General features: G+C 69.1%; 17 protein-coding genes and 1 tRNA gene. 14 read left to right on the top strand and 4 right to left on the bottom strand.

Going from position 1 to position 22,395, the window contains the following annotated elements; translation table 11 throughout:
- The first annotated feature begins 5 nt into the window (after window positions 1-5).
- Window positions 6-1,466, top strand: a complete 1,461-nt coding sequence (locus EBN03_RS02675) for a flavin-containing monooxygenase (RefSeq protein WP_122186191.1) — start codon at window positions 6-8, stop codon at window positions 1,464-1,466.
- Here the strand turns inward: EBN03_RS02675 and EBN03_RS02670 are convergent.
- Complete coding sequence (locus tag EBN03_RS02670) at window positions 1,453-2,079, bottom strand: TMEM175 family protein (RefSeq protein ID WP_158675511.1); 627 nt, start codon at window positions 2,077-2,079, stop codon at window positions 1,453-1,455. The two genes, EBN03_RS02675 and EBN03_RS02670, sit on opposite strands and share 14 nt — an antisense overlap.
- A 244-nt stretch (window positions 2,080-2,323) precedes the next feature.
- Here EBN03_RS02670 and EBN03_RS02665 point away from each other — a divergent pair, with 244 nt between their 5' ends.
- From EBN03_RS02665 to EBN03_RS02645, 5 genes are all read left to right on the top strand, one after another.
- Window positions 2,324-3,541 carry a serine hydrolase gene (locus EBN03_RS02665; RefSeq protein ID WP_147471438.1) on the top strand — a complete coding sequence of 406 codons (1,218 nt, stop codon included), beginning with the start codon at window positions 2,324-2,326 and terminating at the stop codon, window positions 3,539-3,541.
- A gap of 262 nt (window positions 3,542-3,803) precedes the next feature.
- Window positions 3,804-4,202: a roadblock/LC7 domain-containing protein gene (locus tag EBN03_RS02660; RefSeq protein ID WP_122186188.1), complete on the top strand. Its 399-nt coding sequence runs from the start codon at window positions 3,804-3,806 to the stop codon at window positions 4,200-4,202.
- On the top strand, window positions 4,199-5,059 hold the full coding sequence (locus EBN03_RS02655; protein WP_122186187.1) for a hypothetical protein: 861 nt from the start codon (window positions 4,199-4,201) through the stop codon (window positions 5,057-5,059). The genes EBN03_RS02660 and EBN03_RS02655 overlap by 4 nt, the downstream gene beginning before the upstream one ends.
- A 53-nt stretch (window positions 5,060-5,112) precedes the next feature.
- Window positions 5,113-5,535 carry a roadblock/LC7 domain-containing protein gene (locus EBN03_RS02650; RefSeq protein ID WP_233608069.1) on the top strand — a complete coding sequence of 141 codons (423 nt, stop codon included), beginning with the start codon at window positions 5,113-5,115 and terminating at the stop codon, window positions 5,533-5,535.
- 13 nt (window positions 5,536-5,548) lie between these two features.
- A complete protein-coding gene (locus EBN03_RS02645) occupies window positions 5,549-5,920 on the top strand; it encodes a hypothetical protein (RefSeq protein ID WP_122186186.1) in 372 nt (123 codons plus the stop codon).
- 51 nt (window positions 5,921-5,971) lie between these two features.
- Here EBN03_RS02645 and hrpB read toward each other — a convergent pair whose 3' ends face one another.
- A complete protein-coding gene (hrpB, locus tag EBN03_RS02640; RefSeq protein WP_199742571.1) occupies window positions 5,972-8,413 on the bottom strand; it encodes an ATP-dependent helicase HrpB in 2,442 nt (813 codons plus the stop codon).
- Window positions 8,414-8,651: 238 nt separating this feature from the next.
- Here hrpB and EBN03_RS02635 point away from each other — a divergent pair, with 238 nt between their 5' ends.
- Both EBN03_RS02635 and EBN03_RS02630 read left to right on the top strand, forming a co-directional pair.
- A complete protein-coding gene (locus EBN03_RS02635; RefSeq protein ID WP_122186185.1) occupies window positions 8,652-9,899 on the top strand; it encodes an alkaline phosphatase family protein in 1,248 nt (415 codons plus the stop codon).
- A 178-nt stretch (window positions 9,900-10,077) separates the two neighbouring features.
- Window positions 10,078-10,596 (top strand): DoxX family protein, encoded by a 519-nt coding sequence (locus tag EBN03_RS02630; RefSeq protein WP_122186184.1) that lies wholly within the window; start codon window positions 10,078-10,080, stop codon window positions 10,594-10,596.
- Between the two features lie 90 nt (window positions 10,597-10,686).
- Here the strand turns inward: EBN03_RS02630 and EBN03_RS02625 are convergent.
- Window positions 10,687-10,760, bottom strand: a tRNA-Met gene (locus tag EBN03_RS02625).
- 622 nt (window positions 10,761-11,382) lie between these two features.
- On the opposite strand from EBN03_RS02625, the gene EBN03_RS02620 reads away from it, so the two are divergent.
- The 6 genes from EBN03_RS02620 to EBN03_RS02595 all read left to right on the top strand — a co-directional run bounded on the left by EBN03_RS02620 (window position 11,383) and on the right by EBN03_RS02595 (window position 19,194).
- Window positions 11,383-12,789: a condensation domain-containing protein gene (locus EBN03_RS02620; protein ID WP_122186183.1), complete on the top strand. Its 1,407-nt coding sequence runs from the start codon at window positions 11,383-11,385 to the stop codon at window positions 12,787-12,789.
- 2 nt (window positions 12,790-12,791) lie between these two features.
- Entirely contained in the window at window positions 12,792-14,030 is a 1,239-nt protein-coding gene (locus EBN03_RS02615) for a glycosyltransferase (protein ID WP_122186182.1), read from the top strand.
- Window positions 14,031-14,085: 55 nt separating this feature from the next.
- Complete coding sequence (locus tag EBN03_RS02610; protein ID WP_122186181.1) at window positions 14,086-15,444, top strand: hypothetical protein; 1,359 nt, start codon at window positions 14,086-14,088, stop codon at window positions 15,442-15,444.
- Window positions 15,445-15,448: 4 nt separating this feature from the next.
- Window positions 15,449-16,813, top strand: coding sequence for a hypothetical protein (locus EBN03_RS02605; RefSeq protein WP_147471437.1), 1,365 nt, complete (start codon window positions 15,449-15,451; stop codon window positions 16,811-16,813).
- A complete protein-coding gene (locus EBN03_RS02600; RefSeq protein WP_122186179.1) occupies window positions 16,814-18,172 on the top strand; it encodes a hypothetical protein in 1,359 nt (452 codons plus the stop codon).
- A 458-nt stretch (window positions 18,173-18,630) separates the two neighbouring features.
- The gene (locus EBN03_RS02595; RefSeq protein WP_122186178.1) at window positions 18,631-19,194 is read left to right on the top strand and encodes a transglycosylase family protein; all 564 of its coding nucleotides are present in this window, start codon (window positions 18,631-18,633) and stop codon (window positions 19,192-19,194) included.
- A 174-nt stretch (window positions 19,195-19,368) separates the two neighbouring features.
- Here the strand turns inward: EBN03_RS02595 and EBN03_RS02590 are convergent, their stop codons facing one another.
- Entirely contained in the window at window positions 19,369-22,383 is a 3,015-nt protein-coding gene (locus tag EBN03_RS02590; RefSeq protein ID WP_122186177.1) for a UPF0182 family protein, read from the bottom strand.
- Window positions 22,384-22,395 lie beyond the last annotated feature (12 nt).

Here is a 22,395-nt window from a genome sequence, read left to right as displayed (position 1 = left end):
AGCACGTGAACTCCCCGCGTACCACCCGGATCATCGTCATCGGGGCCGGCGTCTCCGGCATCGCCACCGCGATCACCTTGCAGCGGGCCGGTTTCCACAAGGTCACCGTCCTGGAGAAGGGCTCCGACGTCGGCGGTGTCTGGCACTGGAACCACTACCCCGGCCTGACCTGCGACGTGCCCTCGACGCTGTACCAGTTCGGATTCGCTCCCAAGCCCGACTGGTCGCGAATCTTCGCGCCGGGCCCCGAGATCCAGCGCTACCTCGCCGACGTGGTCGACGAATACGGTCTGCGGCCGTGGATCCGGCTGAACTCCGAGGTGGTGTCCGCCGAATTCGACGGCCGCACATGGCAAGTCCGCACCGGCGACGGCGCGGAGTTCGAGGCCGAGTTCGTGATCGCGGCCACCGGCGTGCTGCACCACCCGTTCACCCCGCCGATCGAGGGCCTCGACACCTTCGCCGGCGACGTCGTGCACACCGCGCGCTGGGACGACGACCTGGTCACCGACGGCCGTCGGATCGCCGTGATCGGCACCGGATCCACCGGCGTGCAAGTGGTTTCGGCGCTGCAGCCGAAGGCGGCACGGCTGGCGCACTTCGTCCGCACCCCGCAGTGGGTGATCTGGGCGCCCATGTGGTTGCCACAGCCGAAACTGCTCGGCGCGGTGCTGCAACGGCTGCCCCGGGCCAACCGGGCCCTGTACCAGGCCGGGCTACAGGCGTCGCGGCTGTTCACCGACGTGGTGACCCGGCCGAGCTGGCGACGCAAGGCGGTGCAAGCCTACGCCCGCCTCAGCCTGCGCACCCAGATCCTCGACCCCGCGCTGCGCACCGAACTGACCCCCGACTACCAGCCGCTGTGCAAGCGGCAGGTGTTGTCGGGCACCTACTACCGCGCGGTCAAGGCCCGCAACGCGGAGCTGGTGACCGCGCCGATCGAGCGGGTCACCGCGAACGCAGTCGTCACCGCCGACGGCCGCGAACACGAGGTCGACGTCATCGTCCTGGCCACCGGTTTCCGCCCCCACGACTACATGCGCCCGATAAATCTGCGTGGCCGCGACGGGCTTTCGATCGACGACGCCTGGGCGAAGGGCCCGCATGCCTACCGGATGACCGCGATCCCCGGTTTCCCGAACCTGTTCACCGTGCTCGGCCCGAACTCGCCGACCGGTTCGATCCCGCTGCACGACGCCGCCGAGGTCACCGCCCGCTACATCGTGGGCTGGCTGGAGCGCTACCGCGCCGGGGAATTCGACATTGTCGAGGTGACCGAGGCCGCCACCGCCCGCTTCAACGCGGAGGTCGCCTCCGCGCTCGGCCCCACCGTGTGGAACACCGGCTGCAACTCCTGGTACTTCACCGAGGAGGGTTTCATCGACCTGCTGCCGTTCGACCGCGCCACGATGCTGACCATGCTCTCGGGGCAGGAGGACGGCGACTTCGTGCTCACCGGCGCGTAATAAAGCGCGGCAGGCGCGGCGGCGAGACCAGGAAGACGCTCTGGGCCAGCAGCAGGGCGACGATGCTGTAGATCGGGTCGGCGAAGCACAGCGCCGCCGACAGGGCGTACAGCGTCTGCGCCAGGACCAGCCGATCCAGGTAGGCGGTCGCGTCATCGAGCTGTTCGTCCGGTACGTGGCCGGCCTTGACCATGTAGGTGCGGCCGACCGCCAACATCAGTCCCATCAGCAGCAGGTTCAGCCAGTACAGGCCGATCGCCACTCGGGTGTGCGGATGTTCGGCCAGGACCGCCGCGCTGAACGGCAGCAGGGTCACCACGAACAGGAAGCCCAGCTGGGTCAGGGTGAACGGCCGGTCGGAGCGGATCGGCAGCGCCAGCAGGGTGTGCTGCGCCAGCCAGAACAGGCCCAGCATGGTGAAACTCAGCAGGTAGGCGGTGAACTTCGGGGCGAGGTCGGCCACCGCGTGCCACAGCTGCGCGTCGGTGTCGCCCACGCCCGCCGGCAGTTTCACATCCAGGACCAGCAGCGTCATGGCGACGGCGAACACCCCGTCGCTCAACGCTCGGATCCGCTCCAGGCTCTGACCCGAAATCTCGTTGTAACTCGACACTTCCACCATCCTGCCCGAAGGCCCGGGCAAACTCCCTGCTGAGCGCCCGGGCTGCCCCTTGGTGCGACATCCGAGGGCTGTACCAGGTACATTCTTCCGGAGCCGGTTCATCGAGATCGCGGCCCGCACAGCACTTCTCGCCGTTCGGAAATATTCCGGACGGGGTGATGTGATGTTCACGGACCGACATCGAACTGTCACCGGCATCTCGAGGTGGACACAGCAACAGGACGATCATTAGCGTATGAGTACGGTGAAAGCCCGTGTTGTCGACGGGAACCGGGGGTGGTCACTATGGCTACGGGTCGGGGGAACAGTCGCGGCAGCAGTGCTGGTGGGCATGATCATGCTGCCGAAAGCGTTGGCGGACAACCACGCCCCGCATGACCCCGGCTCGGCCGAGGCACCGGCCGGACCCGCGCCCGCCGGTGGACCGCTGCAATCTCTCGAGCACGCCGTCGCGGGTGCCGTTGCACCCCAGCCGTTTTCGAACGACGACTCGATCGCCGCGGGCCAGCTGCCCGGCGCCGCACACGATGTCGCGGTAGATCCCGCGCTGCCGGCTCCGACCACCACCGTGACCGTCCCGACGTCCACCACGGCGCCCACCGACTCCGCGACGCCGACCACCACGGACACCGCGCTCCCCACGACCACGACCGAAGCCGCGCCCCCCGCCGAGACCACGGCACCGGCCACCACGTCGGCGCCTGCCACGTCGGCGCAGCCCGCCCCGACCGGCATCGCCCAGCAGATGGCCGACGCGGTCAATGCCGTCTCCCCCGGCTCGGACATCGGCATCGAGGTGGTCGACACCCAGACCGGTACCGTGCTGGCCGCCCTGAACACCGACAAGCAGTTCTACACCGCGTCGGTGGTGAAACTGATGATCGCGCTGGACGATCTGCAGTCCCGCGACTGGCAGCCCGACCCGGACCGCGAAGCCCTGATCCGCCGCATGCTGGAAGCCAGCGACGACGACATCGCCAACCAGCTGTGGGATACCAACGGCGGCACCGCGATCGTGGACCGCACGGTGGCGCTGGTCGGGCTGACCGGCACCCAGGCTCCCGACGACCAGTACGAGTGGGGCGAGACGCGCACCACGCCGGCCGACGTCGTCACCCTCTACCAGTACATCGAGAGCAAGATCCCGTCGCGGGACCGTGCCCTGATCCTGGGCTCGCTGCGCGGTACCAACGAGATCGCCGGCGACGGCACCAACCAGTTCTTCGGGATCCCGAGCGGGCTGACCGGGCACAGCTGGGCCATCAAGCAGGGCTGGATGACCCTCGACGATTCCACGACGCTGGACACCACCGGACTGGTCGGTGTGGACCCCGAGTATCCGCTTCGCTACGCGGTGGTGCTGCTGACCCAGCAACCGGCCGAAACCTCCTGGGTCACCGGCGGTGCCGCGCTGACCGCCGGTGTCGCGGTACTGCACGGCCTGCTCCGCTGATCGCCCGCTCGAGGCCCGGTGTGACGGCATAACGCCGTCACACCGGGCCTTTTCGCATTCTCCGGATATTCCCCCGGACCGAATTTCTGCGTGGTTCGTTTCGTACCCTCGCCTCAGTAAATACCGACGGGTATTTCTTTTTACGCACGACAATGGCCACGGGAGCTACCGTGCGTAAACATCAGTGAATTCGCACTCATGCGTCCGGGCAATTGTGTAGCGTCACTCCGCGTACGACGACAGCACTACAGACGGTGGCAGGGTGATCGGTATCGATGTCTGCCTCGGACGGATCATCGAGATTCCCGGGGCACGCAATGTGACACTGGTCGACGCCGACAGCGGCCTGGCCGTCGCCGCGGTCGGCCGGCACGAACCGGCCGATCAGCACGAGGTCGCGGCGACCACCACCGATGTGGTCAGGGCAGTGCTCACCTGCACGGGGCTGGCCTCCGCCGACCCCGCCGACGATATCGACGAGGTCATCATCTGCGGCACCAGCGGATATCACATCATGAAATTCGTGGGCAGCGATTTCGGCGCCCGGCTGTTCGTCCACATCCTGTTCGACGACGTCACGGGGAATTTGGGGATGGCACGATTCCAGCTCCGGAGCATTCTTGCCGAATTCACGCCGAGCGGTCCCCGGGCCACGATATGACCGCCACATTGGCGACCGCATTGCGGCGTCTGGAAACCGAGGAACGTACGGGTGTGCTGTGCGCCGGCGACGGCGCATTCCATCTCGCCGGTGGCGCGATCGTCTCCGCGGATTGCCGGCGCACGACCGGACTGGACCGGCTCGTCGTCGAATCCGGGGTCGCCACCGCCGAGGACTGGCAGCGCGCCCGCGCCGGCGACCCGAGCCGGGTCCTGGGCCGACCGCGCCTGGAGAGCCTGGCCCTGCTGTCGGTGTTCGACGCCGCCTACTTCCTGCTGGCCGAGCCGGTGATCCCGGAATTCCGTCCCTCCCCGGCACATTGGCTGGCACCGGTGTGCCGGGTGACCCCACACGTGCTGGTCCGGGAATGCGCCCGCCGCAGCGACCCGCAGGACGGGCCGTGGCCCGCCGACCTGGTGGACTGCGCGCCCGTCGTCCCGGTGCGGCACATCCGGCGCAACCGGGTGGCCCTGACCGCGAGCGAAGTCGAGGTGCTCGCCGCCGCCGACGGCCGCCGCAGCATCGCCGACATCGCCCGGGACCTGGGCCGCACCACCTACGGCTGCCTCGAGGCGGTCCGCACCATGACCGCGAGCGGACTGGTGGAGCGCCCGGCCGACCTGGCGCCGATCGCGCCCGCCCCGGACACCGTCCCGGTCGCCGACGGCCTGCGCCCGCTGGCGCGCCGCCGGCCCCGCATCTCCGGCCCCTACGAGAGCTACGGGCCGGCCGGTGACGGGCCGCTGCCCGCCCGGTCTCCCGCACCCGTACCCAGGGAACGTCCGCAGCCGCAATGGGATCCCGTCGACCGGGATCTGCTCGTCCGGTTGCAGGCCGCGCTGGAGGACCTCGATTGACCGTGCGGAGAAAACTGCTCGGCGACTGGATGGGAAGGCGAACCAAAGTGGCGATGACCGGACCCGAGCCTGACGGCGCCGTACTGGCGGAGCTGAAGGCCCTGCGCGACCGCATCCCACGGCTGACCGGAACCCTGGTGGCCTCCAACGACGGCCTGCTCATTGCCCACGACCTCCCCGACCACCTGGAACCCACCGGGATGGCCGCCATGACCGCCACCCAGCTGGCGCTGTCCTATCGCCTGGTGACCACCGCGCACGGTGGCTCCTTCCAGGAGGTCGTGGTCAACGGCAGCGGCGGGCACGTGGTCATCTACGCGGCCGGCTGGACAGCCCTGACCGTCCTGGCCGCGCCCGAGGTGAACATCGGCCGCCTGCACCTGGAATCGCGGCCCGCGGCCCGCGCCATCGCCGCCCGGCTGAGCGCCCTGACGACCACCGACGCCCGCAACGGGCAACCGCTGGAAACCGAATGAAAGGAATCGACGAATGTCGAATATTGATCTGGCCCTGAAAGACATGATGACGATCGACGGTGCCCTCGGTGCCGCGGTCGTCGACTACAACAGCGGCATGGCGCTGGGCGCGCTCGGCAGCTCCAAGGCCCTCGATCTGCAGATCGCCGCGGCGGGCAACACCGAGGTGGTGCGGGCCAAGATGCGCACCATCGAGCAGTTGGGTCTCAACGAGGGCATCGAGGACATCCTCATCACCCTGACCAACCAGTACCACCTCATTCGGCCGCTGACCGGCCGCAAGTCCAAGGGGCTGTTCCTGTATCTGGCGCTGGACCGCGGCCGGGCCAACCTGGCGCTGGCCCGCCACCGGCTCAAGAGCATCGAAGAGGACCTGGAGGTCTGAGCACCGCGGCCGCGCGGCGGACGCGCGAATCCCCTACATCGCCACGGCGATTCAGCGAGCGTTGCGCGCGGTACCGCGATGGGGGGCCACCGTCGCCGGATCCTCCGGCCAGGCGTGTTTCGGGTAGCGGCCACGCAGATCCGATCGAACCTGCGGCCAGCCCGTCCGCCAGAACGAGGCCAGATCGGCCGTGACCGCCACCGGTCGCCGGGCCGGCGACAACAGGTGCAGCAGCAACGAGATTCGGCCGCCGGCCAGCCGGGGCAGTTCGGCCCAGCCGAAGATCTCCTGCACCTGCACCGCGAGAACCGGTGGGTCACAGGAATAGTCGATGCACACGCGGCTACCGGAAGGCACCGTGATCCGCTCGGGGACCAGTTCGTCGAGGCGGGCCGCGTCCGGCCACGGTAGCAGCCGGCGCAGGGCCTGCCCGGCGTCGATGCGGGCCAGGTCGGCGCGCCGCCGCGCCGAGTCCAGGTCGGGGCCGAGCCAGGATTGCGGGTCGGCCAGCAGCGCTTCGTCGCTCACGTCGGGCCAGGGGTCGCCGTGCGTGCGCCGGAGCAGGTCGAGCCGCTGCCGCAGTGTGGCGGCAGCGGCGTCCCAGCGCAGCAGCCCGATCCCTTCCGCTTGCAGGCCGCGGCGCAGCGCGGCTGCCACCAGGGCGGGGTCGGGATCGCGAATCGGGTTCTCCGCCAGCGTGATCGCGCCGAATCTGGTGACCCGGCGGGTGACGACATCGCCGTCGACCCAGTCGACTTCGTCGGTCGTGGTGCGCAGGTGGGGTGCCGCGACCCGGGCGAGCTGTTCGTCGGCGGGTGCGGCCAGCCGGATCCGGCCCTCGGCCCGTCCCGGGTCGCGGTCGGCGATCGCGACGGCCAGCCATTCCGGCCCGTCCCCGCCGGGCAGGGTCACGGCGGTTCCGCCGGCCAGCAGATAGCTCGCGGAGCCGGGCGCCCGGCGGCGGGCCAGCCGTTCGGGGTGGGCCAGCGCCACCACGAACGCTGGATCATCTTTCACCGCAACAGGTTCCGTGCCCTCCCGCTCGACCCTGCGGACCAGGCGATCGACCTCGCGCACCCAGCGCGCGGGGCGGTCCCGGCGCAGCGCGCGCAATCCGGTCACCAGATCGGTGCCGGAGATCAGGCCGTCGTCGTCGAGGACGGCCACCACCTCCGCTGCCGGCCGGGCCCCGAGTTCGGCGGCACCGTCGAGCAGGGCCCGCGCCAGCCGCGGATGCAGGCCGACCTCCGCCATCCGGCGCCCGCGGGTGGTGACCGCGCCGGTGTCGTCGAGCGCGCCGAGGGTGGCCAGCACTTCCCGGCCGGCGGCCAGCGCGCCGGCCGGTGGCGGGTCCCACCAGGCCAGGCCGCTACCGTCGGGGGTCCCCCAGCACGCCAGTTCCAGTGCCAGCGTGGTCAATTCGGCCGTGCGCAGTTCCGGGTCGGGATAGGCGGGCAGGGTGGTGTGTTCGTACTCGGGCCAGCACCGCCACGCGTGGCCGGGTGCCTCGCGGCCGGCGCGGCCGGCCCGCTGTTCGGCCACTGCCGCCGAGACCCGGACCGTGGCCAGCCCGGCCAGGCCGCGCCGGTGGTCGACCCGCGGCACCCGGGCCAGCCCGCTGTCCACCACCGCGCGCACCCCGGGCACGGTGAGGCTGGTCTCGGCGACCGCGGTGGCCAGCACGACGCGCCGCCGGGCGCCGGGCCGCAGCGCGCGGTCCTGCGCGGCCGCGCTGAGCCGGCCGTGCAGCGGCAGCACGTCCACCGCGGCGAGATCGCTCAAAAGACCTGCGACCCTGGTTATTTCGGGAACTCCCGGCAGGAACACCAGGACGTCGCCGGTAGTCGCGGCGAGGGCGGCGCGGGTGGCGCGCGCGACGTGCGCCTCGACCCGCTCCCGCGGCAGGGACGGCAGGTAGCTCAGCTCTACCGGATGGGCCCGGCCACGCACCTCGAGGATCGGCGCCGGGGTACCGCTGCCCAGCAGTTCCGCGGGGCGGGTGGCGGCGACGGTCGCCGAGGTGGCCAGCAGCCGCAGGTCGGGGCGCAGGCCGTCGCGCGCGTCGAGCAACAGCGCCAGCAACAGGTCCGCGTCGAGCTGGCGTTCGTGACATTCGTCGAGCATGACGAGGGTGGTGCCGGTGAGCTCGGGGTCGTGCTGCAGCCGGCGGACCAGCAAGCCGGACGTGACCACCTCGATCCGGGTGTCCGGGCCTACTCTGCGCTCGCCACGAACCGCGTAACCGACTGTGGCACCCGCCTTTTCGCCGAGCAGCGCGGCCATGCGCGCGGCGGCGGCGCGGGCGGCGATCCGGCGCGGTTCGGCGACCACGACCCGGCCGGGCAGGGCCGCGGCCAGCGCCAACGGCACCAGGGTGGTCTTGCCGGTGCCCGGGGGCGCCACCAGCACCGCGGCACCGGCGGTGGTCAGCGTCTCGGTGATCCGGGGCAGGTCCGCGCGCACCGGAAGGTCGGGAAGTTCGGGCAGTTTCATCCCCCTCAGTGTGCCCGGTGCGCGGTGGTCGCAGCGGCGAAGGGTGATGCCGGAACGGCTATGAAATTGCAACGTGTGCCAGGCCGAGCCGAAACCCCGCGCGCCCCAACTGAACTGTTGTCCAATTCGTCGCCAAGCCGCCCCATCCGTTCGCCGATTCTTCACTCCACCAGCCCAACTCGGTCACCGGCCGCTGGTTAGCTCCGTCGCGGCACAGCGCCGAGATGAGGAGTTCCACATGAAGAAGCCGCAGATGATGCGGACCGCTACCGCCGCGGCAGCGGCGGCGGCAGCCGTCGTACTGGCCGGCACGATCGCGCAGGCCGACACCGGTAGCGCGTCGGGCAGCGCCGGCAGCAGCACCGGTAGCGCGGGCAGCAGCACCGGTAGCGCCGGTAGCAGTACCGGCAGCTCGGGCAGCGCCGGCGACCAGGGCCCGGACCACATCTTCTACATCATGATGGAGAACCACGGCTACTCCCAGGTCATCGGCAACACCGCCGACGCCCCCTACATCAACCAGCTGGCGCAGACCGCCAACGTGGAGACCAACTTCCACGGCGTGACCCACCCCAGCCTCCCGAACTACCTGGCCGCCGTCTCCGGTGACTTCCAGGGCATCTGGGACGACTGCAAGGCCGGCGCCGCCTCCACCTGCGCGCCCGAGGAATTCGTTCCCAGCTCCGGCGACGCCACCGACCAGGTGTCACTGACCCCGGACCAGATCGCCGCCGCGACCGCGAAGGCGCACATGTTCGGCGGGGACACCATCGTCGACCAGCTCGAGGGCGCCGGGAAGTCCTGGAAGGCCTACATGCAGTCGATGCCGTCTGCCGGTTTCACCGGCGAGTACGCGCCCGGCCTGGTCAACGGCCAGAACGTGAAGCTGTACGCGCAGAAGCACAACCCGTTCGCCTACTTCTCCAAGGTGTACGGCAACCCGACCCGCGCCGCGAAGGTCGTTCCGCAGGAAGGCAATCTGGACGCCGACCTGGCCAGCGGGAACGTGCCCAACTTCGTCTGGATCAGCCCCGACCAGTGCCACGACATGCACGGCATGGCCCCGGCCGCCGCGCAGGCCGCCGGCTTCCCGGCCTGTGGCTACCCGGACTCCGGCCTGGACCACGGCGCCATCGGCATGGGTGACCAGTACCTGAAGGACACCATCGCCAAGATCACCGCCTCGCCGGTGTGGAGCAAGGGCCGCAACAGCATCGTCATCTCCTGGGACGAGAACGACTACTCGGGCAACTCCGGCGGCCCGGGCAGCCCGGTCGGCCTCAACGGTGGCGTGCTCGGCGGCGGCGACGCCCCGATGATGGTCCTGAACAACCAGGGCAACGACCAGAAGGGCCACCAGGTCACCACCCTGGCCGACCACTACAGCGTGCTGGCCACCATCGAGAAGCTGTGGCACATGGGCTGCCTGGCGAACACCTGCTCGCCGGCCACCTCCGGGTCGCTCGAGGAGATGTTCCACCAGTAGCCGATACCGGGCTGGACAGCACCGCGCGACTGCCCGCTCGCCTTCTCCGGCGAGTGGGCAGTTTGTCGTTCCCGGCGCATTCGAACGCCTATTTGCTGGCATGTCGCGGGCGCACCGGGAATGCTGGAGACATAACCCAGGCTTACCTTCACTGCCCGACCGGACCGAGGAGAGCGGCATGACCACCAGCAGCACCGGGCGCACCCCGATTACCAGTCATTCCGGCCTGGATCTCGGTTTGCTGATCCTGCGCGTGGGATTCGGCGGATTGCTGGTCGTACACGGCACACAGAAGCTGTTCGGCTGGTTCGGCGGGTCCGGACTCGACGCGGCCGCGCGCGGTTTCACCTCGATGGGCTATCACCCGGGCAAGGTCTTCGCAACCATCGCCGGACTGTGCGAGGCGGGCGGCGGCGCGCTGCTCGTCCTGGGCCTGTTGACCCCGCTGGCTGCGGCGATCGCGATCGGGACCATGATCAACGCCGCGAACGCCGGCTGGCACCACGGCTTCACGAAGGGCATCGAGCTGCCGCTGCTGTTCGGCCTCGCGGCCGCTACCCTGGCCTTCACCGGCCCGGGGCGCCTGGCGGCCGATCACGGCCGTCCCTGGCAGCGTGAGGGCCTGCTGTGGGGCTGCGCGGCCTTGGTGCTGGCCGTGGTGGCCGCGGTGGTCACGCTGCTGATCAAGTGGTCGTGATAGCAGCGAGATAGACACTGTCGCGACGGCGCGGACCGCCGAGAACGAAGAAGGCTCCGGGATCATTGATCCCGGAGCCTTCTCGTCTAGTAGCGGGGACAGGATTTGAACCTGCGACCTCTGGGTTATGAGCCCAGCGAGCTACCGAGCTGCTCCACCCCGCGTCGGTGAACGCAACATTACACACGTCGCGAGCCCAGGTGCAAATCGCTATCGTGACCAGGGAGAACTTTGCCGAGCCCGCGTCCGGCGCGACCGGCGAGCACAGCGGCGGCAGCCCGGGCCGCACCACACGAGCACAGTGGCTAACTTTCAGCACATCTACCGCCCGAGCTTGTGAAGTAACAACGAGCGCGGCCGCATCGTCCACACTTGACCCCGCGTTACACCTCTGTGATTATCTTCTCTAAAGTTCTCAGCGATCAAGGCGACCGACCAGCTCGCGCGGCCGGATTCGAATCTCCACACCCCCGATGTCCCCGGCGTAGTGGACAGCCACCTGCGAAACAGTTAACGTCATGTTTGCTTGCTATCGCAATGCAGCGCGGCGAGGATGGATCTGCAATCCGAGGGAATCGGCCGCCGCAACCCGGCTCATCGGCTAACCTGCCGCTGTCCGTGTCGTCAGTCCGGACACCGGCGCTCGACGAGCATGGGATTAGGGAGTCGAGCCTATGGAGTACACACAGCGGCATGCGGATAAGAGAACTGACCGGTAACTCGCCTCAAGGTTCTACCGTTCAGAAATCGACAACCCGGCCCGCAATTCGATGAGGTTCGACCGAGATGGAATACACTCACCTTTCCGAGTTCCACATTCGCCCAGGCGCACTAGCCGTCTGGCACGGCGAGTTGGCACCCGGCCACCAGTGGCAGGACGACCCCCGTCCGCTGACCACCGTGCACAGCCTCTACTGCTACGGCACCGACCCGGCCGACCCCCGTCCCGGAAAAGGTAAGTGGATCGGCACCGTCTGGGAGATGGACGCTCCGCTCGAGCACGAGGCCTGGGCCGAGACCCTGCGCCTGTGGCACGCCCGCCACGAAGGCCTGCGCACCACGCCGAAGATGAACGCCGACGGCGGCCCGACCCGCCTCGTCTGCGCCCCCGACGCCGTCACCATCGTCCACGAGGAATTCCCGGAGGTCACCGGCTCCGACGAGATCAACGCGTTCCTCACCGACGTCTCCGAGCGTTCGCTGTCCCCGCTGGTGTGGCCGCACGTCCTGTTCGGCACCGTCGACCACGGCGACGGCAACTTCACCGTGCTGGTCGCCGCCGACCACTCCGCCTTCGACGCCTACTCCCAGGCGATCGTCGTCCTCGAAATGCGCCTGCTGTACGACCAGGTCCGCAACGGCCAGCCGATCCGCGAGTCCGAGACCTTCCTCAGCGCCTGCGACTACGCGCAGTACGAGGTCGAACAGGCCAACGCGCTCACCATCGACGACCCGGGCGTCACCGTCTGGCGCGACATGCTGGAAGCCGCGGACGGCACCATGCCGGCCTTCGCCCCGGAGCTGCACCCGGACCCGCTGCCGGAGAACCCGGAGATCCAGACCAGCGTCAACTACCACCTGCTGACCCTCGAGGAGCAGCAGACCCTCGAGGCCGCCCTCGACGTGCGCAAGCACCGGATGTCGGTCGCGGTCAACGCCGCCCTGGCCCTGGCCTACAAGCAGACCTTCGGGATCGACTCCTTCCGCGCGATCATGCCGATCGCCAGCCGGCCCGACCTGCGCTGGCTGGAGTCCATGGGCTGGTTCGTCAACGTGGTACCGGTCGACATCACCGTCGACGACACCAACGCCGAGACCGTGCTGGCCAGCACCCGCGACGCGCTGCGCCGCACCCGCGACGCCAACAACACCAGCTGGACCCGCGCGCTGGAGCTGCTCGGCTTCGACGGTGGTCCGCGCCTTGGCATTTCGTTCCTCGACGTCCGGATCCTGCCGGAGTACGACGTGCTCGAGAAGATGCGGGCCCGGGCGCTGCGCGCCGAGTGCTACTCGCCGGACGAGGTCTTCCTCTGGATCCTGCGCGCACCGGACGGGCTGCGGGTGTCGACCCGGTTCCCGGCGACCTTCCCGCGTGAGGCGATGGACCGGTACCTGGAGGCGTTCACCACCGCCATGCGGTCGTTCGCCGACCTGTCGTCCTCCGCGGTCACCGAGTCGGTGCTGGCGGGCTGATCGTGCGAATTTTGCTGGCGTTCGCGGGGAGCCGCGGCGACGCCCAACCCGGGGTACTCCTGGCGCGGGAACTGCTCGGCAGGGGCCACGACCCCGTCCTCGCGGTTTCCCCGAACCTGGTGGAATTCGCTACGTCACACGGAGTTTCGGCGGTCGGATACGGTTGGGACAGCGACGAGCTGTTGCGCACGGAGCACAACGATCGCCGCTTCTCCTCGGCGAATCCGGCCCGCCGGATCCAGGCCATGCTCGATCTGCAGCGTCGCGGCTTCGCCGAGGCCGCGACGGATCTGCTCGGGTTGGCGCCCGATGCCGACCTGATCGTCACGGGCATGGCCTTCGAGGAGGTCGCCGACGGCGTCGCCGGACGTCGCGGAATCCCGATGGCCTCCATGCACTTCTGCCCGGTCGTACCCAACCGGGCCATCTCGGTGATCCCGACCCGCTGGGCCAATTCGCTGCCCGGCTGGGTCAACAAGGTCGCCATGTCCGGCGGGCACAAGGCGCGCGCCTGGGCGCTGTCCGACGAGGTCGGCCGGCTGCAAGGCGGCGTCGAGCCGAAGCCCGTGAGCCGCACCTACATTCAGGCCTACGACGCCGACATGTTCCCGGGCCTGCGCCGGGAGCTCGGCCCGAACTATCCGGTGACCGGCTTCCCCGTCGTGCCCGAGGGCACGCCCGTTCCGGACCCGGCGCTCAAGGACTGGCTCGACGCCGGCACCGCGCCCGTGTACGCGGGTTTCGGATCGATGCTGGTCGCCGACCCGGTGTACGTGGCGGGCCTGTTGCGGGACGCCTGTCTGCGGCGTGGCCGCCGCTTGCTGTTGGTCGGTTCGGCGTTCACCCCCGAATTCGGCCCCGAGGTCGCCGTCGTACCGCGCGTCGACCATGGTTCGGTACTGCCCCGCTGTGCGGCGGCGGTGCACCACGGTGGCGCCGGAACCACGGCGGCCGTACTGCGCGCCGGCATCCCCTCGGTGATCTGTTCGGTCCAGGCCGACCAGCCGTTCTGGGGACTGCAGATGGAACGGCTCGGCTTGGGTTCGACGGCTCCGCTGCGGCGGCTGACGCGCCGCAAGCTGGACCGGTTGCTCGACCGGGCACTCGACCCCGAAGTCGCCCGCCGCAGCGCCGTCTATGCCGCGGGTTTCGACGACAAGGGGATCGCGCACGCCGCGGACATCGTCGAATCTTTGGTGCCCGCAACAATTTCCGGACCCACGCAAGGACGGCTACGGTAATCCGCCGCAGCCTGCACCACCCCTGCCTGCGTACCCGCCTAATGGAAGACCGACCGTGAACGACCCGATGAACCGGCTCACCGCCGACGACGACCTGTTCCTGAAACTGCATCACCTGTACCCGAACCTGATCAACACCCAGATCGGCTGGGTCTTCGAGAAGCCCTTCCCCAAGGAGTTCTGGCAGACCTTCACCGACCACCTGGCCAACGGGTTCGGCGGCCGTCGCGTGCGCAAGACCCGGATCCCGTTCGCACGCCCATGGTTCGACCGGACGCTGGTGGAGTTCGAGGTCCAGGAGGAGACCGAACCGGTGCCGGCCGACCAGTACCTGGACTGGATGTGGCGCAAGGGTGATATCAAGGTCGACCCATACACGGGCATGGTCGGCGGCGTGTCCATCGCACCCACCGAGGACGGCGGGCAGATCGTCATCTTCACCGCGTCGCATATCGTCGCCGACGGCGGTGCGGGCCTGGTCGCCCTGCACGACGCGATCTCCCGGCAGAACGCGGGTCTGCGGGTTTCCTGGAAGGACAGCTCCGGCAAACTGGTCGGCACCACGCCGGACCGGGGCGCCTGGAAGGGTCATCTGGCCGACGCGCGGCACCAGCTGAAGGCGGCCGCCACCGGTATCCGCAAGGCCTATCAGGCGCGCAATGTGGCCGAGCCGCCGCGTAATCCGCGCCCGGCCGACGTGCGCCTCGACATCCCCGGCGACTGGACGCCGTCGGTGTGCATCGTCGACGTGCCGATGGCCGACGTCAAGCGGATCGCGGGCGAGCACGGCGGCACCCCGAACGGCCTGGTGATCGCGCTCACCACCGGCCTGCTCGGCCGCAGCGGCCGGGCCACCGAGGGCCAGAAGGTACGCGTCGAGGTGCCGCACGCGCTGCGCACCGGTCTCGACGACCCGCGCGCCAACGCGACCACCGCGCTGCCGATCCAGGTCACCTACCGTTCCGGCGGCAAGGTGGATCTCAAGGAGATCCGTTCGGAGATGCGCCGGGCCGGGTTGGCGTACAAGGATTCCTCGACCATCCCGCCGATCCAGCACCTGCAGCCGATCGCCATGATGATCCCGCAGTTCCTGGTGCCGTACATGGCCCGCGCGGCGAAGTCGCCGGAGGCCCTGGTGTCCAATATCGGCCCGATCATGCAGACCATCGACACCATCGGCGGCCAGAAGGCGACCAAGATCGTCGGCCGCCCGCGCCTGGGTGCCGGGCCCGCGGACCGGTTCCGCGACGCCGAGGCCGGCCTCAACATCATCTGCATGAACGACAGCGAGACGATGACGATGACCATCAACGGGTGCGACCCGGACCGGTATCCGACTCGCGAATCGCTACAGAAGATGATCGTGGACGAGTTCAACGAGTGGGGGCTCACTCCCACGTTCTGGGGCTGCTGACATCGTGACCGACCGTTTGAACCGGCTGAATCCAGCCGACGACATGTTCCTGAAGATGAACTCGGTGCGGCCGAATCTTCTTCTGACCCAAGCTGCCTGGGTGTTCGACCGCCCGCTGCACCGCGACACCTGGCTGCGGCTCGACGATCACCTCGCGCACGGTTTCGCCGCCCGCCGGATCCGCAAGACCCGGGTGCCGTTCGCACGGCCGTGGTTCGATCGTCCGATCGAGCGGTTGCCCGTCGTGTTCGACGAGCAGCCGATCCCCGCGGACGGCTATCTGGACTGGTTGCGCGACAAGGGCGATGCCCCGCTCGACCTGTTCACCGGCGCCGTACACCAGCTCGCGATCGCGCCCACCGCGAGCGGCGGTCAGATCGTCAGCTACATTGCCTCCCACGGGACTTGCGACGGCGGCGGCACGATGGTCGCGCTGGAGGACGCGCTCGGCCGCCTCGCCTCCGGTGCGGCGGTGTCCTGGGAGGAGAGCACCGGTCGGCTGGTCGGCACCACGCCCGCCTACGGCCGCGGTCGCCTGCGCAGTCACCTGTCCGACTCCCGCGCACAGGTCAAAGAGGTACGCAACGCGGTGCGCTCGGCGTGGCAGGCCCGCAAGGTCACCGAACCGCCACGCAATCCGCGCCCGGCCGAGCCGCGGCTGAACCTCCCCGGTGAGTGGACCCCGCCGAACTCGATCGTCGATGTGTCGCTGGCGGATTGGACCGCGGTGGCCAAGGAACGCGGCGGCACGGTGAACGGGCTGTTCATCGCCGTGTCGATGGGCCTGCTGGGCCGGAGCGGACGCATCCCCGACGGTGCGACCGTGCGCGTGGACATCCCGCACTCGGTCCGCACCGGACCCGAGGACCCGCGCGGCAACGCCATGAGCGGGCTGCCGATCTCGGCCACCTACCGCTCGAACGCCCGCACCGATCTCAAGGAGATCCGGGCCGCGCTCAAGGCGGCGGGCACGGCGGCCCACGACCCAGCGAACGTGCCCGCGATGGCGCAGCTGGGGCCGATCCAGATGCTGGTGCCGGCGGCCGTGGTGCCGTTGTTCGTCAGCAAGGGCCGCTCGCCGGAGCTGCTGACCTCCAATATGGGTCCGGCGCTGAACGGAATATCCTCGATCGACGGGATCCCGGCCGCGAAGGTGGTGCTGCGGGCGTGGATGCGCCCGGTCCCGGCGGACATGTTCCGGCAGCTGGAGGCGGGCCTGCACGTCACCTGCGCCAACGACGACGACACCATCACGCTGTCGGTCACCGGTGAGGACCCGGACCGGTTCCCCACCCGTGCCGTCCAGCAGGCCCTGATCGTCGACGAACTCGACGCCTGGGGGTTGAAGCCGACGTTCTGGGGTAGCTGAATGTCCGTGCCGGACACGATGAACCGGCTCAACGCCGAAGACGACATGTTCCTGAAGATGTACTCGTTCCTGCCGAACGTGATGACACCCCAGGTGGCGTGGGTCTTCGACGAACCGCTGCCGCGTGCGACGTGGGCGCGGTTCGACGACCATCTGGCGCACGGCTTCGGGGCCCGGCGGGTCCGCAAGACCCGGATCCCGTTCGCACGGCCCTGGTTCGACGAGCCGCTGGACCGGCATCCGCTCGACTTCGACGAGATCCCGGTCGCCGAAGACGACTATCTGGGCTGGCTGTGGCGCAAGGGCGAGGTCGACCTGGACCCGTATCGCGGCTGCGTGCACCGGTTGTCGGTGTCGCCGACGACGGCGGGCGGCCAGATCGTGAGCTTCGTGATGTCGCACGCGGTGCTCGACGGCGGTGGCATCTCCTATGCGCTGTCGGATGCCATGCGGCGGCTGGCCGACGACGCCCCGGTGTCGCGGGCGGAGAGCTCGGGCAGGTTCATCGGCAGCACGCCGGCGACGCGCCGCCGCCGGGCGCACCTGGCCGACGCCCGCGGCCAGCTGCGCGCGGTGGGATCCGCGGTCCGTTCGGCGTGGGCGGACCGCAACATGACCGAGCCGCCGCGCAATCCGCGTCCGGAGTCGCCGCGCCTGGACTTCGCCGGCGACTGGGATCCGTCGGTGACGATCCTGGAGACGCCGATGGCGGACTGGAATCGGGTCGCCGCCGAGCGCGGTGGCACGGCCAACGGGCTGTTCATCGGGCTCTCGGTCGGTATGCTCGGCCGGTGCGGCCGGGTCGCCGACGGGGCCTCGGTGCGGGTCGACGTGCCGCACTCGCTGCGGACCGACGACAACGATCCGCGCGGCAATGCCGTTGGCGGCCTTCCTATTCCGGTCGTGTACCGGGCGGGCGCGCGCACCGATCTGACCGAGATCCGGGCCACGATGAAGGCGGCCCTGACCAACCACGATCCGAACCACAAACCGGCCATGGCCCACATGGGCCCGATCCAGATGATGGTGCCCGACCGCGTGGCCAAGCTGGCCGTGAAGTTCGGGAAGTCGCCGGAGCTGCTGTGCTCGAATCTCGGTACGGCCACCCGGCAGATCGACACCATCGGCGGGGTGCGGGCGCGCAAGGTGGTGTTCCGCAACCGGCTGGCGCCGGTCCCGGCCGACCTCTATCGCCGCCTGGAGGCGGGCCTGAGCATCGGCCTGGCCAACGACGGTGAAACGGTCACCATGGCCGTCGCCGGGCTGGACCCGGACCGCATCCCGACCCGGGAGGCGCTGGAGAAATTGATCACCGACGAGTTCGGCGCGTGGGGTCTGGTCCCTACGTTCTGGGGCTGATCGGGACCACGAAAGCCTCGCGATCGAACCGATCGCGAGGCTTTTTCGCGTCCGAAGACCCGGTCCGGGGCAACCCTGTCGGGCCTGCGAGCTGCGGTTCTGCATATTCGGACATTTCGAAGTGCTCGAGGTCACATTAAACCACCGAATATCGGTGATTAGAGTCACATTCATTGCCCATAACCGACCGACCGGAATTCCGCCTTATGGCATAGCCAACCTGCATCGATGGTCTTTACGGCGTCATACGCTTCATACAGATATGCCTGTTATCAAGACGTGATTCGCCGATATTTGTTCGTTATGGTCTGGATCCGGCCCGGAACACACCGTGATGGGCTCCGACCGAACCGTCGAACACCGGCAACCCTGCCCCGCGGTACGGAAACCCCAACTCCTGGGGGCAGGGACCCGGCAGCAGCATCGCCGGCGCCGGTGGCCGCAGGGAGGGAAACCACATGAACAAGAACCGGAAGATCAGCAACCGCATCCTCGGCGCCGCCGCGGTCACCGGAGCACTTGCTGCCGTCCCGTTCGGCATGACGGCCGCCGCTTCCGCCGCCCCCACCCACGACTGGGACGGCGTCGCCCAGTGCGAGAGCGGTGGCAACTGGGGGATCAACACCGGCAACGGCTACTACGGCGGCCTGCAGTTCTCGCAGAGCACCTGGAACGCCAACGGCGGCACCGGTCTGGCGAGCAACGCCAGCAAGGCCGAGCAGATCCGCGTGGCCGAGAACGTCCTCAACAGCCAGGGCCAGGGCGCCTGGCCGGTCTGCGGCCAGTACCTGCGCTGGGGTCCCGCCGAAGAGGCGCCCGCCGCCGAGCCCGAGGCCCCCGCCGCCGCGGCCCCCGCCGTGAACCCGGCCGCCTACCTGCCGGCCCTGCCCGCCGACCAGGAAGCGCTGGCCCGGCAGGCCGCCGACGCCGGTCAGCAGGCCATCGCCCAGCTCGGCGTGCAGAACCAGGTCGACGAGCTGGTGCAGCAGGGTCAGGGACTGCTCGGCGCGCTGCCGCACTGACCCACCCGGACGAGCCCTACCGGCCCGCAACGAACGGGGGTCGCCATCACTGTCGATGGCGGCCCCCGTTCGCCGTACGCGGAGCCGACGGTGCCGGGCTGGAGACGTTCGGCTACGGATGCCGAAAGAATAAGGGCCGCCGTCGAATTCGACGGCGGCCCTTATCGTCCGCTGCTACCCCCCGGCCTTCTGGTAGTCGTCGATCGCCTTCTGCAGCCCCTCGAACGCCTTGCCCAGCTGCGCGAGGTCACCGGAGCGCTGCGCGTCCTGGACCGCCTTGAGCGCGTCATTGAGCTGCTTGACCGCGGCGTCCTTGGAGGGCGAGCCGGTCGGCGGGGGCGGGGGCGTACCGGTGCTGGGCGGCGGAACCGCGCCCTGCGACGGCGGTGGCGTGCCCTGCCCCGCCGGAGCCTGACCGGGCAGCGGGGTCGCCGCCGTGGCCGCGCCGGGCAGTACACCACCCAGCTTGCCCAGTGCCTCGCTGAGGGTGGCGCCGATGCCGACCTGGTCGCGGTAGGCGACGAGCACCCGGGCGAACTGCGGGTAGGACGGGTTCGCGGCCGACGCCGAGCCCTTCTCCAGATACCACGGCTCGACGTAGAGGATGCCGCCGTCACCGATCGGCAGGGTCAGCAGATTGCCGTACTTGATCTTGTTCGTCTGGCCACCGGTGAGCAGCGTCCGCGCACTCGAGACGTCACCGTTGTTGAGCAGATTGTTCTGCGTCTGACCCGGACCCGGCATCTGCACGTTCGTCGGCAGATTCAGCACGGTGATCTTGCCGTAGCCGTCCGGATCGCTGTTGGCCATGATGTAGGCCGCCAGATACTGCCGCTGGTAACCGAGCATCGCGCTGGTCAGGTTGAACTGCGGCTTGCCGGTCTTCCGGTCACCCAGCATCACGTAGTACGGCGGCTGATGCGCCGGGCTGGTCGCGTCCGCGGTCGGGTCGTTGGGCACCGACCAGAAGGTGTTGTTGGCGAAGAACGCCCGCGGGTCGGAGACGTGGTACTTCGCCAGCATCTGCCGCTGCACCTTGAACAGGTCCTCCGGGTAGCGGAAGTGCGCCCGCAGCTCCGCCGGGATCGCGCTCGCCGGCTTCACCGTGTTCGGGAACACGCCCATCCACGCGTGCAGCACCGGGTCGTCGGGGTCCACCTCGTACAGGCTGACCGTGCCGTCGTAGGCGTCGACCGTCGCCTTCACCGAGTTGCGGATGTAGCCGACATCCTTGCGCGGCACCACCCGGCCCGTGGTCTGATCGATGCTGTCCTCGACCGCGCCGTCGAGCGAGGTCTGCTCGGCGTACGGGTAGCTCTCCAGCGTGGTGTACCCGTCGACGACCCACACGATGTGACCGTTCACCGCGGCCGGGTAGGCGTCGCCGTCGGTGGTCAGCCACGGTGCCACCTGCTGCACCCGGGTCCGCGGGTCGCGGTTGAAGATGATCTTCGAGTCCGGGCCGATCGCCCCCGAGAACATGATGTTGCGCTCGGTGTACTTGGCCGCGAACGCCAGCCGGTTGAACCAGCTGCCGATCGGCACCCCGCCCGCGCCGTTGTAGGTGAACTGCTGCTTGTCGGTGTCGTACTCGCGCGGGGGCTGGCCGTTGGCGCCGACGATCGAATAGTCGTCGTCACCCTTGCCGATCAGCTCGCCGTAGTAGACCCGCGGCTGCGTGACCGGGATGGCCAGCTTCGCCGGATCGGCGATGGTGTCCAGGTCGCTGACGGTCGTCAGGTCGCCGACGGTGAAGGTCGGATAACCGTAGCCGCCGGTGGCGTTGTTGCCCGCCGACTCCTGCGCCGCGTTGTTCTCCTGCGGCGGTGCGGCGTTCACCCGGTTCGCCGGCGAGGTCACCAGACCCTGGCCGTGCGTGTACACGGTGTGCTTGTTGATCCAGTCGGTCTGGTTGCCCGACAGGTTGCGCGGATCGAGTTCCCGCGCGGTGACCAGATAGTCGCTGGTGTTGCCGGCGACGTTGTAGCGGTCCACCCGCAGCGGGTCGGCGAAACCGTAGAAGTTGGCCAGCTGCTGGTTGCGCTGGGCGAACGTCGTGGTCAACAGGTTCGGGTCCAGCAGCCGGATGTTCTGCACCGTCACCTGGTCAGCCGGCGACAGTGTCGTCGAGTCGGACTGGTTCTTACTGCTGTAGTCGACGTAGTTCACGTTCTCCAGGCCGTACGCCTGCCTGGTCGCGTCGATATTGCGCGCGATGTAGTCGTATTCCTTGGTGGCCGCGTTCGGGCGCACGTCGAACTGTTCGACGATCAGCGGCCACACCGCGCCGACCAGGATCGAGGACAACACCAGCAGCGCCGCCGCCATCGCCGGAACCCGCAAGTCCCGCAACACGATTCCCGCGAAGAACGCGATCGCGCAGATCACCGCGATGGTCATCAGGATCAGCTTGGCCGGCAGCACCGCGTTGACATCGGTGTAGGAGGCGCCGGTGAAGGTCGGTTCCTTCCGGGTGCTCATCAGCAGCGAGTAGCGGTCGAGCCAGTACGCGACCGCCTTGAACAGCACGAACAAACCGGCCAGCACCGCCAGCTGGATGCGCGCCGGACGAGTCAACGCACCCTCGCGGCCGGCCAGCCGCAGACCACCGAAGATGTAGTGCGTCACCAGATTCGCGAAGAACGCGATCACCACGGCCACGAACAGCCAGTTCAGCACCATCTTGTACATCGGCAGATCGAACGCGTAGAAACCGATGTCGAGGTGGAACTGCGGGTCCTGCCGATGGAACGCGCCGCCGTGCAGGAACAGCTGCACGGTCACCCAGTTCGATTGCGCGACCAGGCCACTCAGCAATCCCACCACGGCCGGGATCCCGATCCCGAACAACCGCAGCCGGCCCATCACCGTGGTCCGGTAACGGGCGATCGGATCGTTGGGCCCGGCGACCGGAATGAACACCGGCCGGCCCCGATAGGCCAGGAACAGGGCCAGCCAGATCACCGCGCCCACCACGACGCCGACGATCAGGAACAACAGCAGCCGGGTCACCAGCACGGTGGTGAAGACCCGGCGGTAGCCGACCTCCCCGTACCAGAGCCAGCTCGTGTAGGTGTCGATGAGCCGGGGGCCGACCAGCAGCAGGCCCGCGACGACCAGGGCTGCCGCCAGCAGCAGCCGATTCCGTCGGGACAGCGTAGGTAAGCCTGTCGGAGGGCGCATGCCCACGAGCCACTCTCC

Origin of the sequence: Nocardia stercoris, assembly GCF_003696265.1 — a bacterium.
GTDB classification, from domain to species: domain Bacteria; phylum Actinomycetota; class Actinomycetes; order Mycobacteriales; family Mycobacteriaceae; genus Nocardia; species Nocardia stercoris.
The sequence above is the reverse complement of the archived record's forward strand: the minus strand, read 5'-3'. Positions and strand labels throughout refer to the sequence as shown.

Bases quoted from the DNA above. Each gene is read 5' to 3' on its own strand.
- EBN03_RS02630 (WP_122186184.1), top strand. From the start codon at position 10,078: ATGACCACCAGCAGCACCGGGCGCACCCCGATTACCAGTCATTCCGGC.
- EBN03_RS02645 (WP_122186186.1), top strand. From the start codon at position 5,549: ATGTCGAATATTGATCTGGCCCTGAAAGACATGATGACGATCGACGGT.
- EBN03_RS02620 (WP_122186183.1), top strand. From the start codon at position 11,383: ATGGAATACACTCACCTTTCCGAGTTCCACATTCGCCCAGGCGCACTA.
- EBN03_RS02665 (WP_147471438.1), top strand. From the start codon at position 2,324: ATGAGTACGGTGAAAGCCCGTGTTGTCGACGGGAACCGGGGGTGGTCA.
- EBN03_RS02600 (WP_122186179.1), top strand. From the start codon at position 16,814: ATGTCCGTGCCGGACACGATGAACCGGCTCAACGCCGAAGACGACATG.
- hrpB (WP_199742571.1), bottom strand. From the start codon at position 8,413: ATGAAACTGCCCGAACTTCCCGACCTTCCGGTGCGCGCGGACCTGCCC.
- EBN03_RS02650 (WP_233608069.1), top strand. From the start codon at position 5,113: ATGACCGGACCCGAGCCTGACGGCGCCGTACTGGCGGAGCTGAAGGCC.
- EBN03_RS02635 (WP_122186185.1), top strand. From the start codon at position 8,652: ATGAAGAAGCCGCAGATGATGCGGACCGCTACCGCCGCGGCAGCGGCG.
- EBN03_RS02595 (WP_122186178.1), top strand. From the start codon at position 18,631: ATGAACAAGAACCGGAAGATCAGCAACCGCATCCTCGGCGCCGCCGCG.
- EBN03_RS02655 (WP_122186187.1), top strand. From the start codon at position 4,199: ATGACCGCCACATTGGCGACCGCATTGCGGCGTCTGGAAACCGAGGAA.